Annotated in this window: 14 protein-coding genes; 10 read left to right on the top strand and 4 right to left on the bottom strand. The window is 55.5% G+C overall.

The window, feature by feature from the left end; genetic code table 11:
• The first annotated feature begins 76 nt into the window (after window positions 1-76).
• The 7 genes from FIV00_RS21215 (at window position 77) to FIV00_RS21185 (ending at window position 7,755) form a co-directional block, all read left to right on the top strand.
• Window positions 77-514, top strand: coding sequence for an RT0821/Lpp0805 family surface protein (locus tag FIV00_RS21215; RefSeq protein WP_152502626.1), 438 nt, complete (start codon window positions 77-79; stop codon window positions 512-514).
• 207 nt (window positions 515-721) lie between these two features.
• Entirely contained in the window at window positions 722-2,122 is a 1,401-nt protein-coding gene (locus tag FIV00_RS21210) for a hypothetical protein (RefSeq protein WP_209006647.1), read from the top strand.
• A 114-nt stretch (window positions 2,123-2,236) separates the two neighbouring features.
• Complete coding sequence (ccmI, locus tag FIV00_RS21205; protein WP_152502624.1) at window positions 2,237-3,367, top strand: c-type cytochrome biogenesis protein CcmI; 1,131 nt, start codon at window positions 2,237-2,239, stop codon at window positions 3,365-3,367.
• Between the two features lie 66 nt (window positions 3,368-3,433).
• Window positions 3,434-3,883, top strand: coding sequence for a cytochrome c maturation protein CcmE (gene ccmE / locus FIV00_RS21200; protein WP_152502623.1), 450 nt, complete (start codon window positions 3,434-3,436; stop codon window positions 3,881-3,883).
• A 37-nt stretch (window positions 3,884-3,920) separates the two neighbouring features.
• Window positions 3,921-5,912: a heme lyase CcmF/NrfE family subunit gene (locus FIV00_RS21195; protein WP_152502622.1), complete on the top strand. Its 1,992-nt coding sequence runs from the start codon at window positions 3,921-3,923 to the stop codon at window positions 5,910-5,912.
• A gap of 4 nt (window positions 5,913-5,916) precedes the next feature.
• Window positions 5,917-6,402: a cytochrome c-type biogenesis protein gene (locus tag FIV00_RS21190; RefSeq protein WP_152502621.1), complete on the top strand. Its 486-nt coding sequence runs from the start codon at window positions 5,917-5,919 to the stop codon at window positions 6,400-6,402.
• 117 nt (window positions 6,403-6,519) lie between these two features.
• A complete protein-coding gene (locus tag FIV00_RS21185) occupies window positions 6,520-7,755 on the top strand; it encodes a bifunctional alpha/beta hydrolase/OsmC family protein (protein WP_152504369.1) in 1,236 nt (411 codons plus the stop codon).
• A 31-nt stretch (window positions 7,756-7,786) separates the two neighbouring features.
• Here the strand turns inward: FIV00_RS21185 and FIV00_RS21180 are convergent, their stop codons facing one another.
• The 3 genes from FIV00_RS21180 to FIV00_RS21170 all read right to left on the bottom strand — a co-directional run bounded on the left by FIV00_RS21180 (window position 7,787) and on the right by FIV00_RS21170 (window position 9,927).
• Complete coding sequence (locus tag FIV00_RS21180) at window positions 7,787-8,869, bottom strand: DUF2336 domain-containing protein (protein ID WP_152502620.1); 1,083 nt, start codon at window positions 8,867-8,869, stop codon at window positions 7,787-7,789.
• 281 nt (window positions 8,870-9,150) lie between these two features.
• Complete coding sequence (locus FIV00_RS21175; RefSeq protein WP_152502619.1) at window positions 9,151-9,615, bottom strand: nuclear transport factor 2 family protein; 465 nt, start codon at window positions 9,613-9,615, stop codon at window positions 9,151-9,153.
• Between the two features lie 24 nt (window positions 9,616-9,639).
• Complete coding sequence (locus tag FIV00_RS21170) at window positions 9,640-9,927, bottom strand: putative quinol monooxygenase (protein ID WP_152502618.1); 288 nt, start codon at window positions 9,925-9,927, stop codon at window positions 9,640-9,642.
• Between the two features lie 103 nt (window positions 9,928-10,030).
• Here FIV00_RS21170 and FIV00_RS21165 point away from each other — a divergent pair, with 103 nt between their 5' ends.
• Window positions 10,031-10,945 carry a LysR family transcriptional regulator gene (locus tag FIV00_RS21165; RefSeq protein WP_209006646.1) on the top strand — a complete coding sequence of 305 codons (915 nt, stop codon included), beginning with the start codon at window positions 10,031-10,033 and terminating at the stop codon, window positions 10,943-10,945.
• 97 nt (window positions 10,946-11,042) lie between these two features.
• Here FIV00_RS21165 and FIV00_RS21160 read toward each other — a convergent pair whose 3' ends face one another.
• A complete protein-coding gene (locus FIV00_RS21160) occupies window positions 11,043-12,041 on the bottom strand; it encodes a DUF2336 domain-containing protein (RefSeq protein ID WP_152502617.1) in 999 nt (332 codons plus the stop codon).
• 127 nt (window positions 12,042-12,168) lie between these two features.
• Between FIV00_RS21160 and FIV00_RS21155 the strand changes: the two genes are divergently transcribed.
• Complete coding sequence (locus FIV00_RS21155; RefSeq protein WP_152502616.1) at window positions 12,169-12,825, top strand: glutathione S-transferase; 657 nt, start codon at window positions 12,169-12,171, stop codon at window positions 12,823-12,825.
• Window positions 12,826-13,079: 254 nt separating this feature from the next.
• The gene (locus FIV00_RS21150; protein WP_152502615.1) at window positions 13,080-14,609 is read left to right on the top strand and encodes a Do family serine endopeptidase; all 1,530 of its coding nucleotides are present in this window, start codon (window positions 13,080-13,082) and stop codon (window positions 14,607-14,609) included.
• Window positions 14,610-14,665 lie beyond the last annotated feature (56 nt).

Raw genomic sequence — 14,665 nt, 5'->3', positions numbered from 1 at the left:
CTGGTAACTGGAAATCGAGCAACAGCCCTGCGGTCGGCAGACTTGCCGCCTTACGGTGCTCTGGGAGCTTCAACGCATGCGTTTTCGCAGTGCCATATGTCTTGCTCTGTTCACCGCTCTGGCCGGCTGTTCCATGACATCCGGCACGAAGGACACCAGCGGATTGGGGTCGTTTTTCGGCGATCCGAACGCGAATGTCGCAGGCTCTGAAGCCAACGCAGCAATTTCAGTGCTCGTAAACAACGAGTTCGGAGATGCGCTCGAACCTTCGGACCGACGGGCGGCAGAAGATGCTCAGAACCGGGCGTTGCGGGCCAAGGGTGTCGGCGTGTCAGTGGCCTGGCAAAATGACCGTACCGGCCGCAGTGGCCAGGTGCGTCCTGGTCCGGTTTATTATGTGAATGAGACAGGCTGTCGTGAGTTCACTCATGAAATGGTTCTGCGAGGGCAAATCCTGCAGGCACGGGGAACAGCCTGTGAGACCGATCGTGGCAAGTGGCAAGTCATCGGTTGATGGTCGTTCTGCGGTCTTGATCTTAGAAAGCAATTCCCAAGAATTATCAAACAGCTACTTGCTATCTCAACAATTGCTTAAGTCTCTGCGGATACCATCTGTCGGATTGAGATCGCGATGTTGACGCTGTGAATGGTATATTCGGACAAGCTTGAAACCAAATTAAAGTCATATTTGGGCAGCCTCAGTCCTCAGGCGGTTGAGGCTTTGGTCCGTAATTTGGAACGCGCCAAAACCGAAAAGAACGCAGATCCCAACATTCAGTTTATTCTTGCTGCAGCTGTAAAATTACTTCGAAAACCTCAAAAGGTGACGCCTGATATGCAGGGCGGGGCGCAGCGGCGCGGCCAGATCCAGCGGATGTTTTTCTCGCCGTTGGATGACTTCCTGATCAACGAGGTTCTGCCGAACAGGCAGGAAGGCCGGATTTACCGGGGCATCCTGGACAAGGTCTGGGCATGGCTTTGTCGGGATGTAATGGCGACCGATGTAAAGATCGTCCTGGAGCAAGCCGGCAATGCGACCGTAAGCGGTGAAAGGGTTGATGCTCTTGTCCAGGCTTTGCGCAGCCGATCCGTCGAGCTGATCAGTGAGGCATTGCATCGCGCCGAAATCTCAGAGAAAGAGCATCGGCGAATTGGCGTTGAACTCGGCGGCGAACGGGGTGTTGCTGAAGTCAGGGATATCCTGAAGGTTTTTTCCGCCGAAAAGTGGTTGTTGCCCCTGTTGCAAAACATACCAGACCGGATCAATGAACATCGTTTGAAGAAAGACATGGATGTTCTACGACTGGTCGACAAATGCTCTGCGCGTTTCCCCGATCACGTGCCCGTGCTCGCAGCAGCACTGGTCGAGCGATCCGAAACACCATCCGCGCTGTGCACCTTCGCCGGAAGGCTCGTTGGAGACGACGATCCGAAAGCCATTGCAGGGTCGCAATTCGCCCCGTTTGTCGATGTGGTCATGAGCGAGGCCGAACGCTTGCAGATCCTTGCGTTCGAACACCGTAATCACAATCCGGATCCCGTCGCGTTTTCTCAAGCACTTTCGGAGTATCACTCCCTTGTTCGTGGCGTGGAACGCGACATCGATCTGACGGTTACAGGAAAGTGGCACAAGCAGCTGTCGGAAACCAAGCGCAGCATCTCCGGTGTCGTCACACGTGAACTTGACGGGGCCCACGGGGCCATACGACGCGCCTTGCGGCTTCCCAAGCATGACCAGAGCGGCAATCTCGTGGTGGACCAGTCTGCTGTCGATGAAGCGGTTCGGGCGCTTCGGGTCGTCGCGATGGTGCGCAATGCGTCGGAAACTTTTGCTGTCAACGAGATAGGAAAGCGGACCCGCCAGGCCGTCGAGCAGACGCTGGAAATCATGACCCGTTCCCTGATCACCGACCTTGGGAAGGCAAAGGGCCAGCAGTTGGAAGCAAACACGGCTGCGGCGGACACGGCGATCATGCTCTCTGAAATCTACTTCGGAGCCGACTATGCCGCACAGCTGCGGCGCAGCCGGCAGTCTGCGGTCGGCAAGGGTTCGCCGAAAGAGGGTGCTGCGCCCAAAAACCCTGAACGAAAGCTCGTCGCCAGCGCACTCGGGCGGCGCTGAAGACATCTCCAAATTCTTGTTGAACGTACCTTCTTACTGGTTGGTGAGCCGCGACCGCCGGTCACAGGACAGCCGCCTTGCATTTGTCTGCTGCCGGTAGTCTATAGTGCGCCCATGATGTTCTGGATCCTTATTGCAGCATTGACGGCAGCCGCAACGCTTGCGGTTCTCGTTCCGCTTTCAAGAAACCGCCAACCTGCCGACGCCGCTTCAAAGGCGGATGAGGCTGTTTATCGCGAACAGCTTGAAACAGTGGACCGCGACCTGAAAAGGGGGCTGATCGAGCCGGAAGCTGCCGAGGCAGCGCGTACGGAGATCGCGCGCCGTCTATTGTCGGCTAACGAGCGGCAGACTCAAACAGTTGAAAAGAGCGAGAGGTCTCTCCAGAACAAGATTGCAATCGGCCTGGCAATTGTTTTCCTGCCGGCTGCAACTTTCGGCCTCTATATCCTCCTCGGGTCACCGGATCAGCCGGACCAGCCGCTTTCAGCGCGCCTCGAAGGACCTGCGCAGGGCCAGTCTGTTGATGTGCTGGTTGCCCGCGTTGAGCGGCACCTTGCCGAAAATCCCGAAGACGGCCAGGGCTGGGCGGTGATTGCACCGGTTTATATGTCCATTGGGCAACCAGAGAGTTCGGCAAGAGCCTATGCGAACGCGCTTCGCATTGTCGGTCCGAATGCCGATTGGCTGACCGACATGGGTGAAGCGCTCACAATTGCCAATCAGGGCCTGGTGACAGCAGATGCGCGAAAGGCCTTTGACCAGGCAGTGAGCCTGCAACCCGAAGCGGTGAAACCACGCTTTTTCCTGGCGATGGCACTTGGACAGGAAGGTCGGACGGATGAGGCGATAGCTGCCTGGGAACAGCTCCTTGATGGCGAGGATGAAACGCAGGCTTGGGTGGGGGCGGCGCGCGCTCAACTTGCGGAACTTCAAGGAACAGCCCCTCCGCTCGCGAATCGGCCAGGACCCACGGAAGAAGATGTTGCCGCCACATCAGATATGACAGCTGAAGATCGCCAGACCATGATCCAGGGAATGGTTTCCGGTCTTGCCGAGCGGCTTTCGGCGGAAGGCGGAAGCGTGGATGAATGGAACCAGCTCATGCGCGCTTACATGGTTCTAGGTGAAAAACAGAAGGCGGAAACCGCCTTGAAAGATGCTCTGACGGCTTATGCCGAAAATCCGGATGATTTGTCTCTGATCAAGGACGCTGCCGATCAGTTGGGCTTAACTGGATCATGAACGGAGCCGAGTGAGGGACATTTGGGGGCCCAAACGACTTCGCAATTGAAATTCGGACGCAAAGCCATGACAAGAAAACAAATGAGATTGACCCTGATCGGATCGGCTGGTGCCGTTCTGGCCGTGGCGCTTGGGCTGATCCTATTTGCCCTAAATGATCAGATCGTCTTTTTCCAAAGTCCAACTGACATCACGCAAAACACGATCCCCGACGGACAACGCATCAGACTGGGTGGTCTTGTCGAAGAAGGTTCCATCGTCCGCTCTGACAACGCTCAGGTTGAATTCCGCGTGACCGACATGGAGAACGTGGTTCAGGTGTCCTATAAAGGTATTCTGCCGGATCTCTTCCGTGAGGGGCAGGGTGTTGTCACGGAAGGTATCATCGGGACCAACGGTATTTTCGTCGCAGACAGCGTTCTGGCAAAACACGACGAGAACTATATGCCCAAGGAGGTTGCCGAAGCCCTGAAGGATCAAGGGCACTGGCAAGGTGGAGAGGCGACGGCAAACTAGATTTGCGGTCGAAATGGACGGGACTTAAAGGCCGACGATGATCATCGAATTCGGACACTATGCGCTGGTACTCGCGTTCGCTCTGACGCTGGTGCAATCCATCATCCCATTCTGGGGCGGTATCACGGGAAACGAACGGCTGATGGCGGTTGCCTCTCCAGTCTCCGTGATGCTTTTCATCCTGGTCTTGATATCCTTCATTGTCCTGACCCTGGCTTACCTGAATTCTGACTTTTCCGTTCTGAACGTCGTGCAGAATTCACATTCGGCAAAGCCGTTCCTCTATAAGTTCACAGGGGTTTGGGGCAATCACGAAGGGTCGATGTTGCTCTGGGTGCTTATCCTGGTGTTTTTCGGCGCCTTGGTTGGCTTTTTCGGCGGCAACCTGCCGGCTGATCTCAGGGCTCTGACCCTTGCCGTTCAAGGCTGGGTGACCGCCGGTTTCATACTGTTCCTTCTGGCAACGTCAAATCCGTTCCAGCGGGTTGTGAACCCGCCGCTGGAAGGCGCGGATCTCAATCCGATCCTTCAGGACATTGGCCTGGCAATCCATCCGCCGCTTCTCTATGTCGGCTATGTCGGGTTTTCCATCACCTTTTCATTCGCGGTTGCTGCCCTGATCCTGGGGCGGACTGACGCCGCGTGGGCACGATGGGTCCGCCCGTGGACACTGCTTGCCTGGTGCTTTCTCACACTCGGCATCGCGATGGGCTCGTACTGGGCCTACTACGAGCTCGGCTGGGGTGGCTGGTGGTTCTGGGATCCGGTTGAGAATGCCAGTTTCATGCCCTGGCTGGCCGGGACTGCGCTTTTGCATTCCGCCATCGTCATGGAAAAGCGCGAAGCGTTGAAGGTCTGGACGATCCTGCTGGCGATCTTCACCTTTTCGCTCTCGCTTCTTGGAACCTTCCTTGTCCGTTCGGGTGTCCTCACCTCAGTACATGCATTCGCTACCGACCCTGCGCGTGGTGTGTTCATCCTCGGCTTGTTGTGCTTCTTCATCGGTGGTTCTCTGGCGCTTTATGCCTGGCGTGCGCCGATGTTGAAGCAAGGCGGATTGTTTGCCCCGATCAGTCGGGAGGGAGGGCTTGTTCTGAACAACCTCTTCCTGACAGCCGCCTGCGCGGCCGTTTTTGTCGGCACGCTTTATCCCCTGGTGCTGGACGCGATAACGGGTGAAACGATCTCCGTCGGCGCACCGTTCTTCAACCTGACATTCGGACCGTTGATGATACCGCTTTTGATGGCGGTTCCCTTCGGACCGATACTCTCCTGGAAGCGAGGGGACCTGCTGGCGGCCTGTCAGAGGCTTTACGTTGCACTGGGTATTGCGCTGGCAATGACCCTGTTCACATTCTGGCTCTGGGGCATGGAAAAGGTCCTGGCGCCGCTCGGTGTCGGTCTGGGTGTATGGGTCATGGCCGGTGCGGTTTCTGAGATCCTGACGCGCGTGAAGCTGTTTGAAATCGGCTTGAAGCGGGGCATCTCCAGACTTTGGGGACTTCCGGGCTCAGCCTGGGGAACTGCGGTTGCGCATTTCGGTGTCGGGGTGACGGTTCTTGGTATTGTGACCGCATCCGCTTTTCAGGAAGAACACATTCAGACAATGCGTCCCGGCGACTCGGTTGAGCTGTCCGGTTATCAGGTAACCTTTGACGGAGCCGCTCCCAGGCGGGGACCCAACTACACCGAAGAGGTCGGTCACTTCACGATCCGCAAAGGTGGAGTCGTTGTCAGCGAACTCGATCCATCCAAAAGGGTTTATACCGCGCGGCAAATGCCAACGACGGAAGCCGGGATTTACACGACCGGATTTTCTCAGGTCTATTTGTCGCTTGGTGAGAGTCGCGGCGATGGCGCGGTTGATGTCAGGGTCTATTTCAAGCCGATGATCACATTGATCTGGATTGGCTGCGTGATCATGTCACTCGGGGCGGTCTTCTCGATGGCTGACAGGCGTCTTCGCGTCGGCGCGCCCAAACCCTCACGAAAACGCACCGCGGCGGCAGCGCCAGCACCGGCAGAGTAGACCCATGTGGAAGACATACTTTTCAGCCATCGTCCTGAGTTTCTGCTTGATGGTTCCCTCTGCAAACGCTGTCACACCGGACGAGGTCCTGGATGACCCGGTTTTGGAACAGCGTGCACGAGCGCTTTCAGCTGAACTCCGCTGCATGGTGTGCCAGAACCAGTCCATTGATGACAGCGATGCACCTTTGGCAAAAGACCTGCGGGTCCTCGTACGCGAAAGGCTTGTGGCTGGTGACAGCGACAAGCAGGTGATCGACTATCTGGTGTCGCGCTACGGCGAATTTGTTTTGCTGAAGCCCAGGCTTGCCTGGCATACGATCCTTTTGTGGGCAGCTGGCCCGATTTCCCTGATCGCCGGCATGATCGCAATTGTCCTGACGCTTCGAGGGCGCTCGAAACGATTGCAGGCCGAGGCAGGCTCGGCGCATACGAAACTCTCAGCTGAAGAAGAGCAGCGCCTCAAAGCCTTGCTGGAAAAAACGGACTGACTTTGCAGCCGGCTCAGCGCCTGTGAGTGCGGATCACACTGTTCACACCAAGGCGTGACTTGCATGGCAATTGCTCGTGCTTACCTCTGGCGCAGACAAACGCTGGAGGGCCTTGATATGGCAAGTCGACCGCAGAAACTGGAATTTGACGGCGCGCATGGTGCAAAACTGGCGGCGCGGTTGGATCTTCCGGCTGGCAAGATTCGGGCATTTGCATTGTTCGCTCATTGCTTTACCTGCTCAAAAGACATCCCTGCCGCGCGCCACATTGCTGGTGCTCTTTCGGCCGAGGGTATTGCAGTTCTTCGCTTCGACTTCACTGGACTTGGCGGCAGTGGGGGTGATTTTTCGTCCACCGGATTTTCTTCCAACGTCGAAGACCTGAAGCTGGCCGCCGACTTTTTGCGCAAGAACTACGAAGCACCGCAGCTCATTATCGGCCACTCCCTTGGGGGAGCTGCTGTCTTGAGCGTTGCTGGCGACATTCCTGAAGTGCGCGCGGTGGTGACCATCGGAGCGCCTTCTGACGCCGATCATGTGATCCACAATTTCAAAGGGGCGGAAGACGAAATTCGGGAAAAGGGCCTTGGCGAAGTTGATCTCGCAGGCCGGACCTTCACCATACGGAAGGAGTTTCTGGAGGATCTGGAGGCGCAGTCCGTGAAATCAAAAACGGCCAAACTCGGCAAACCGTTGCTTGTTCTGCACGCGCCTCTGGATGAAACAGTCGGCATTGACAACGCGACCAGTATTTTCGTCGCTGCCAAACACCCGAAGAGTTTTGTATCGCTCGACAAGGCGGATCATCTGCTCACTCGAAGCGAGGACGCGGCCTATGCGGCGCGTGTCATCGCCGGTTGGGCAAGTGGATATCTCGACATGGACGAAGGGACGAAGAATGCCCCGGTATCGGAAGGCGTTGATGTCGTCGAGACGGGGCAGGGCAAGTTCCAGGCGATGGTTGCTGCTGGCCATCATCGGTTGATTGCCGATGAACCGACTTCTTATGGCGGTTTGGACAGCGGCCCGTCACCCTACGGCTACCTGTCGGCAGCTCTCGGCGCCTGTACGGTGATGACGTTGCGCATGTATGCCGACCGCAAGGGGCTGCAACTTGACCGCATCGGGACGCGGGTTTTTCATGACAAGGTGCATGCGGCCGATTGCCAGGAGTGCTCTGAGGAGCAGAAAGCCCGGGGCGGCAAGATCGATCGCTTCGAGCGCGTTATCTCTCTGGAAGGCGATCTGGATGCCCAAACGCGCGCGCGCATGCTTGAAATAGCCGACAAGTGTCCAGTCCATCGGACACTGGAAGCTGGTGCTGCTGTTGTGACCCGCGAAGACGCAAAATAGAGCCTGCCCTCAGGAGAGGCAGCTGACTGAGTTAGGCAGCTGCCTCGCTTTCGAGCGATGAAAGGCGGATTTTCATGAAGGACAGCAGGCGGCGCGCATCCCGGTCCGTCAGCGACTGATAGTCGTTTATCCAGTTTTCCACGGTCGATTGCGGCTGCTTGTTGTGCATGGCGCGTGCCTTGCACAATGCGGTGTAGTCTGTGTTGTCCACGCCAAGTGCGCGACAAAGAACGGCTACACCTGTTGCGTCGTACCGAACCATGACGTTGGTGACGTATTTCTGTTCCAGGCCAGCCATTTCTGCGAGCAGAAAACAAATATCCAGCAGGTTGTTTGACAGTGCCAGTTTGGTAATGGCCTTGCCGAGCGTGCGCTGGCCGGCACGGATTTCTTTCAGGACAGCCTTGGAGTCGATCCGGGTTGCCTTGCGTTCCAGTTTCGAGCTGGCAACGACCTTGCTTGCCTTGTGGAAGAGGTCGTGAATGAGTTCTTCGTTTTGCGACCGCATCTCACGAATGCGCTTTTGTTGCTCGCTCGGCATCTGTGCGATGAGCTTCTCATAGTCCGCTTCGCTGACGTCTGCCCGTTCCATCATCGCGTCGCGGATCTTGTCATCGCGTTCGGCGAGCTTGATGAGCAGGCGGGAGCCCCAATCGGAGAATTCTGCTCCGGAGTTGGCGGCAACGGACTGTTTGACCGGGCTTTCACCACGCTCCAGAAGAACGTCGGTGACCTTTGGTTCAAGATTGTCGCGCTTGGAAATGGCCAGCAGGTGACCTTGCCCCATTGTCTTGGCTAAACGGAGAATGTCTTCGCTTGCCAGTGCTTTGGATTGGGTTAGCATCGGACGGGCGATATCGATCTCTTCGCGGGCCAACTGGTTGGCAATCTCCGTTGACGTGCTGTCGATCGGGGCCAACTGTTCGGACACGTCTTTCTTCTGTTCCCGCTCCATCGTCGGCAACATCTTTTCAAGCACCGTATTGAAGAGTGTGATCTCTTCGGTCTGGTAACTGTCCGCACCATTTACAAACAGCTCGGTAACATGTTCGACGAGCTGATGGCGTTTTTCCGGCGTGGTTTCCTGGGCGAGATTAAGAATATCTTCGATCATATCGGGGCCAATCCGTTCTTTTGACCTTCAGGACTACCGTATAGACCGTTTACAACTGGATAAAACGCACCAAAAAAATTCAATTAATCTTGGATACATTGTGAAAAATCACAGTGAAGGAGCGGGGCGACGCAGCAAATGCAAGTGTTCAGAGCTCTTTCCATTGTCGCATCGGCGTACTCGAAATCGACCCACGCATCGTTCTCGGACGCGCAGGTCGGGAGTGGAGCCTTTCGAGGGAGTTAGGAGGTGCTCAAAGGCGATGGATAGGGCCTCCGTTTTTACTGAGCAACCTCGAAATGATCTTCGCGCAACAGGACACTGCCGTCAGGTTGCAGGACCCAATGCTCATTGGTGATGATCCCTTGTGCATTGTTCATTTTCCAATCTGCCGCGACGCGCGCGGAGGTCAGACTTTTGTCAACGATTGTGGTTGATGTGTTGAAGTAGACGACATCATCAAATCCATCTTCAATGAGTTTTGTCCAGAACGCTTCAATGGCGTCACGGCCTTTGAATGTTCCGAACGGTTTGGCGACCATGATAGCGTCTTCTTCATAAAGCGCTGCAGCTGCGGTTGCGTCACCAGCATTGAAGGCATCGCGCCAGGCACGGCTGGCCTTTGCAACGGCGGTGCTGAGTTCGTATTCGCTCGCAGCACGCGTCTGTGCTTCCTGCGCGAAGCTTTGTCCACCGGTCAGGGCGAGGATTGCGACAATGGCGGTGAGTGTATGTTTCAGTTTCATTGGTCTGGTTCCCTAATGTAGGTGTCAGGCTTGGGTGAAGTGAGTGAGGGCAGGTTCGGCGGCGAGAAGCTTGCGCAGCCTTGCATAGTCGCCGCTTTCAACGCGCCAGTTCAGATAGGCTTCAAAGGCGGTTTTCGATTGCCATTTCTCGATGAGCAAAGCCTGGGCAGGCGCGCTTTCAGAAAGGGCGAATTCAGCGTCTTTGCAGCCTTCGAAACGACGGGTCTCCGGCAGGATGGTTTCCAGGCAGGTGGCGAGGCTGTCACTCGCCCCGTCTGCTGAGGTCAACTCAAAGGTAACAATGTGGATCATGATCGGCTCCGTGTTGAATTCCGGTGCCGCTAATTTGAGTTGTTTCTATTGTTCCAAAAAGAGTATAAAAAAGAAAATACTGTTCATTTTTAGAGAACAAAAAATGATGTTATCCGTTTTGCCGCAAACGTTCGTCACTGTAGTTGAGACTGGCTCGATTACCCGTGCTGCGGAAGATATGAACCTGGCAAAGTCGGCGGTCAGCCAAAATCTGAAGCGACTTGAAACCCAGCTCGATGTGAAGCTGGCCGTACGCACGACGCGACGTTTGTCACTCACGCCTGCAGGCAAACGGTACTACCAGAAGTGCAAAGAGCTGATTGCGTTGTCGCGACTTGCGCAAACGGAAATGGAAGCCTTTGGCGCCAGGCCATCTGGACCGATCACGATCACCGCGCCCCACGCATTGATTGCAACTGTCATAGCACCGGCGATGGCGCTTGTGAGGCGGCAGTTTCCGCATCTGACACCGCAGGTTATCGCTGACGACAAACGGCTTGATCTGGTTGCCGAGGGTATTGACGTATCGCTGACTGTTGGCGAACTGCCGGACAGCAGTTTGAAGGCAAGACGTGTCGGCGCTTTGAGGGACGTGCTTTGCGTTGCCCCTGAACTGCTCGATGCTGCACCTTCTGCCGACGATCCGGCCTTCATGGAATGGGCGCAGTCACTGCCTTACATTGCACACGTGCGTGAGCCTGAGAATCTGGAGCACATCCTTCAATCTCAAGAAGGTGGCAATCCGATAAAGCTTTGTTTCAAAACAAGCTTTCGCAGCAACACCGTAGAAGCCATCGCCGCACTCGCTAGGGAAGGTTTGGGCGTCGCACTGTTGCCGGACATAGGCGTTGTTGAAGACCTGCGCGCAAAAAGGCTTGTGCCTCTTTTTAGCAAACACACGCTCGAACCAACGCCTGTTTATGCACTTCATGCTTATGAAAAACTGCAGCCCGGGTCAGTTCGGGCAACCATCAAAGCGATCGAGACTATTCTTGCAAGCGCCGTTGCCTGGCGTTGAAGCAGGGGAAGAGATGACAGTACCCGCTTCGCCGTCTGCGCAAGGGAGTTCAATAAAAAGACGTGAATGCAAATGGCCTTCGCCGTTCTGAGAACGGTCAGGCGGCCTTTTCCTGTTTTGTCGCCTTCAGCTTCATCTTCATGAGCGACAGCAAGCGCCGAGCATCGGTCTCATCAAGCATGTGATAGTTGGTCAACCACTTGCTGCCTGTGCTTTCGGGAAACTTCAAGTGCTTGCAGCGTTCCTTGCAGATGGCTTGAAATTCCTTCGCGCCAATACCGGTTGCACGGCAAACTGTTGCGATACCTGTTGAATCAAAGCGAACCATCAGGTTGTGAACATACTTCATGTCCAGTCCGCAGAAAAAGGACAACAGTGCAACGGCATCCAGAAGATTATGCTCGATGGAGAGCTGATAGATTGCCTTGTTCAGATTGGTTTTCTTCAGCCTGATGCCCATCAGCCAGGCTTTCGGACTGATCTTTGACGGGCGTTTGACAAGCTCTTTGCCGGCAGCGATTTCTCCGTCGTCCTTGAAAAGGTCCTCAAGCAGTTCGTCATTCGACTTGCGCAGATGCCGGATGCGATCACCCAGCTGTTTGGGCATGTCCTTAACCAGGGTCTCGAACACCGGCATGGTGATCTCGGCGCCCAGATTTGCAGCGACCGCATGCTTAACCTTCTTGCTGCCGCGTTTGACGAGAATACCGCCAAGATCCTTGCTGATGTGGTCGCGTTTGGCCAACGCAAGCAGATAGGCTTCGTCCTTGGTTGCAGCGATGTTCTGAAGATCTTCCTCGCGAAGGGAATTGGATCGCTCAAGAACCGCCTGAGCAATCGGCAATTCATCGCCCGCCATTGCTACGGCAAGCTTGTTTGAAGTCGCCTCAACAGTGCAAAGGCGTTCGGACATCGTTTTCCGGGCTTCCAATTCCAGAGAATCGTAAACGCCTTCGAGCATATTGTTCAGGAGACTGGTTTCTTCTGATCGAGTGTCGCTTGCCCGTGCTACAAGCAGTCCGGTCACGTGCTCTGCGAGCTCGTGTTTCTTGTCGGCGGAACTGTCTTTTGCAAGTTGAAGGAGCGACTCAGTCATGTTGATATCCTAAGTCAAAAGTATCACTGCAATTCATTTACAACCGGTGAAGAAAAAGCCTTTAGGTTGCATTTGATTGGTTTCATAATGTGTTTTTTGCACTTTATGATTGAAGTAAAGAATAAGCATGAATACCTACCCAATTCTGTACTCCTTTCGGCGATGTCCCTATGCAATTCGAGCGCGTCTTGCTTTTCACGCGAGCAGAAAAACAGTTGAACTGCGCGAGATTGTACTGCGTGACAAGGCTCCTGAATTTCTGAAAACGTCGCCATCGGCAACAGTTCCTTGCCTGAAGGAAGGGAACACTGTGCTCGATGAAAGTTTGCACATCATGCTGTGGACGCTGCGTCAATCTGATCCAGAGCATTGGTTGCAGCCCGAAGTTGGGACGCTTGATGAGGCACTCGAGTTGATCGAGATGTGCGACGGCCCATTCAAGCGCCATCTTGACCGTTACAAATACGATACCCGCTACCAGGACGCTGACCGTGAAACTGAGCGCGGTGCTGCGTCCGATATCCTCTGGCAGTGGGAAAAGCGCTTGTCGAAAGGCCCCTGGCTGATGGGAAAACGTGCGTCACTTGCCGACTACGCAATTCTTCCCTTTGTCCGTCAGTTTGCCAATTCCGACCGAACATGGTTCGACGAAGAGGCTTGGACTGCCATCAAAGCATGGCTTACTGCATTTGAGACTTCTGAACAGTTTCAAGCCGTAATGCCCAAATGGTCGAAATGGACGGCGGGGAACGCGCCAGTGTTGTTTCCAGACCCCTCGTCGTAGGAAGCAACTCTGCAATGGTTGGTTCCGACCGAAGAGACCATTCGCCATTCCTCTTTTTTGTATGAGCAACAGCGCAGAAGTCAGTGGGCTTTTACCGAAACTGCGCCCCTTCAGCACAATCTTACAAAAACGTAATGCCACCGACAGGCGGCTGTAAGGAACGATTACCTAAGTTCTTTCTCGAACCGGAACGTGAGTCCCCGCAAACGTTCCTGCAACGACCTTCAATTTGAAAGTCTACAGAGGAAGATAATATGCAAAACGGTCGGTCAGTTTCTCCCTTGCGGTCTCGCCGCGCCAAATTACTGGCAGGAGTATTCGCGCTCGGCGCTGCGGGTCTTTTGACCGCGCAAACCATTGTCCCCAGCCAGTTGGCGCACGCCGAAGCTGTACGCGTGAATGCAGCGTCTCCGGCGGACTTTTCTGACGTTGTCAGCACCGTAAGCCCTGCCGTTGTCAGTGTTCGCGTGAAGCAGGCAGTTGAGCCCCGCATGATGAACTTCAATGGCAGAGAAGGATCCCAGGAATTCTTCAAAGGCCTGCCGGACGGGCATCCGTTTGAACGCTTCTTCCGTGACTTTGGAAACCCTGGTGCTGAAGAAGGCCAGCGCGAGCGTCGCAATCCGCGTCAGTTCGGCATGTCTCAGGGCTCCGGCTTCTTCATCTCCAAAGATGGTTTTGTTGTCACCAATCATCACGTGATTGATCGCGGTACCGAATTTACGGTCATCGACCAGAATGGTGACGAGTACAACGCAACCCTGATCGGCGCTGACAAGCGCACAGATTTGGCGCTACTGAAAGTCGAAGCCGACAAGGACTTAACTTACGTCGATTTTGCCGATGATGCTCCGGAAGTCGGAGAGTGGACAGTTGCAATCGGCAATCCGTTCGGTCTCGGCGGTTCTGTGACTGCAGGTATCGTATCTGCTCGTGGACGCGATATTGGCGCCGGTCCTTACGACGACTTCATCCAGATTGACGCGCCAGTCAATCGCGGAAACTCCGGTGGTCCGGCTTTCAACATGAAGGGTGAGGTGATTGGTGTGAATGCGGCGATCTTCTCGCCGTCAGGTGGCAATGTCGGTATTGCCTTCGCAATCCCGGCTTCGACCGCGCAAGATGTCATCATGGAGCTGAAGGACGACGGTACAGTCGTACGCGGCTGGCTGGGTGTTCAGATCCAGAACGTGACCGATGACATCGCGGAAAGCCTTGGCCTTGATCAGGCCCGCGGCGCCATCGTCGCGGAAGCGCAGGAAAACAGCCCGGCTCAGAAGGCTGGCCTGCGCTCAGGCGACACCATCCTCGCGGTGGACGGCACCAGCGTCGAAGGGCCTCGTGATCTGTCCAAGATCGTTGCTGCCTATGAGCCCGACACCAAGGTTGACGTTACCATCTGGCGTGACGGCGAAGAACAGGACGTGACCGTTACACTCGGCCGTCTGAAGGAGCAGGAACAGGCTGCTGTCGAACAGCCTCAGGTCGAAGAAACAAAAACCAGCCTTGATGAGTTGGGCCTGGTTCTGACCACCAAGTCCGAAGCCGGTATGGAAGGCAAGGGCGTTGTGATTGCGGAGATCGATCCGGAAAGCCCTGCAGCCGAAAAGCGTCTCAGCACTGGTGACGTCATTCTTGAAGTCGCCGGGATGCAGGTGAGCAACCCGGAAGATGTTCTCAAGGCACTCGACAAGGCCGAGAAGGACGGCCGCAAGGCGGTTCTCTTCAGGGTCGAGACCAACAACTCAACACGGTTCGTGGCGCTTCCCATGAACCTTGCCTGATCAGGACCCGGTCCCGCCCCGGACCGGCCCCTGTGTGGCAAGACCGGCCTGCCCTC

This window comes from Labrenzia sp. THAF82 (genome assembly GCF_009363435.1).
GTDB lineage: Bacteria > Pseudomonadota > Alphaproteobacteria > Rhizobiales > Stappiaceae > Roseibium > Roseibium porphyridii.
Note: the sequence above shows the minus strand (reverse complement) of the source record. Positions and strands in the feature narration are given on the sequence as shown.

Bases quoted from the DNA above. Each gene is read 5' to 3' on its own strand.
- FIV00_RS21215 (WP_152502626.1), top strand. From the start codon at position 77: ATGCGTTTTCGCAGTGCCATATGTCTTGCTCTGTTCACCGCTCTGGCC.
- ccmI (WP_152502624.1), top strand. From the start codon at position 2,237: ATGATGTTCTGGATCCTTATTGCAGCATTGACGGCAGCCGCAACGCTT.
- ccmE (WP_152502623.1), top strand. From the start codon at position 3,434: ATGACAAGAAAACAAATGAGATTGACCCTGATCGGATCGGCTGGTGCC.
- FIV00_RS21195 (WP_152502622.1), top strand. From the start codon at position 3,921: ATGATCATCGAATTCGGACACTATGCGCTGGTACTCGCGTTCGCTCTG.
- FIV00_RS21190 (WP_152502621.1), top strand. From the start codon at position 5,917: ATGTGGAAGACATACTTTTCAGCCATCGTCCTGAGTTTCTGCTTGATG.
- FIV00_RS21185 (WP_152504369.1), top strand. From the start codon at position 6,520: ATGGCAAGTCGACCGCAGAAACTGGAATTTGACGGCGCGCATGGTGCA.
- FIV00_RS21180 (WP_152502620.1), bottom strand. From the start codon at position 8,869: ATGATCGAAGATATTCTTAATCTCGCCCAGGAAACCACGCCGGAAAAA.
- FIV00_RS21175 (WP_152502619.1), bottom strand. From the start codon at position 9,615: ATGAAACTGAAACATACACTCACCGCCATTGTCGCAATCCTCGCCCTG.
- FIV00_RS21170 (WP_152502618.1), bottom strand. From the start codon at position 9,927: ATGATCCACATTGTTACCTTTGAGTTGACCTCAGCAGACGGGGCGAGT.
- FIV00_RS21165 (WP_209006646.1), top strand. From the start codon at position 10,031: ATGATGTTATCCGTTTTGCCGCAAACGTTCGTCACTGTAGTTGAGACT.
- FIV00_RS21160 (WP_152502617.1), bottom strand. From the start codon at position 12,041: ATGACTGAGTCGCTCCTTCAACTTGCAAAAGACAGTTCCGCCGACAAG.
- FIV00_RS21155 (WP_152502616.1), top strand. From the start codon at position 12,169: ATGAATACCTACCCAATTCTGTACTCCTTTCGGCGATGTCCCTATGCA.
- FIV00_RS21150 (WP_152502615.1), top strand. From the start codon at position 13,080: ATGCAAAACGGTCGGTCAGTTTCTCCCTTGCGGTCTCGCCGCGCCAAA.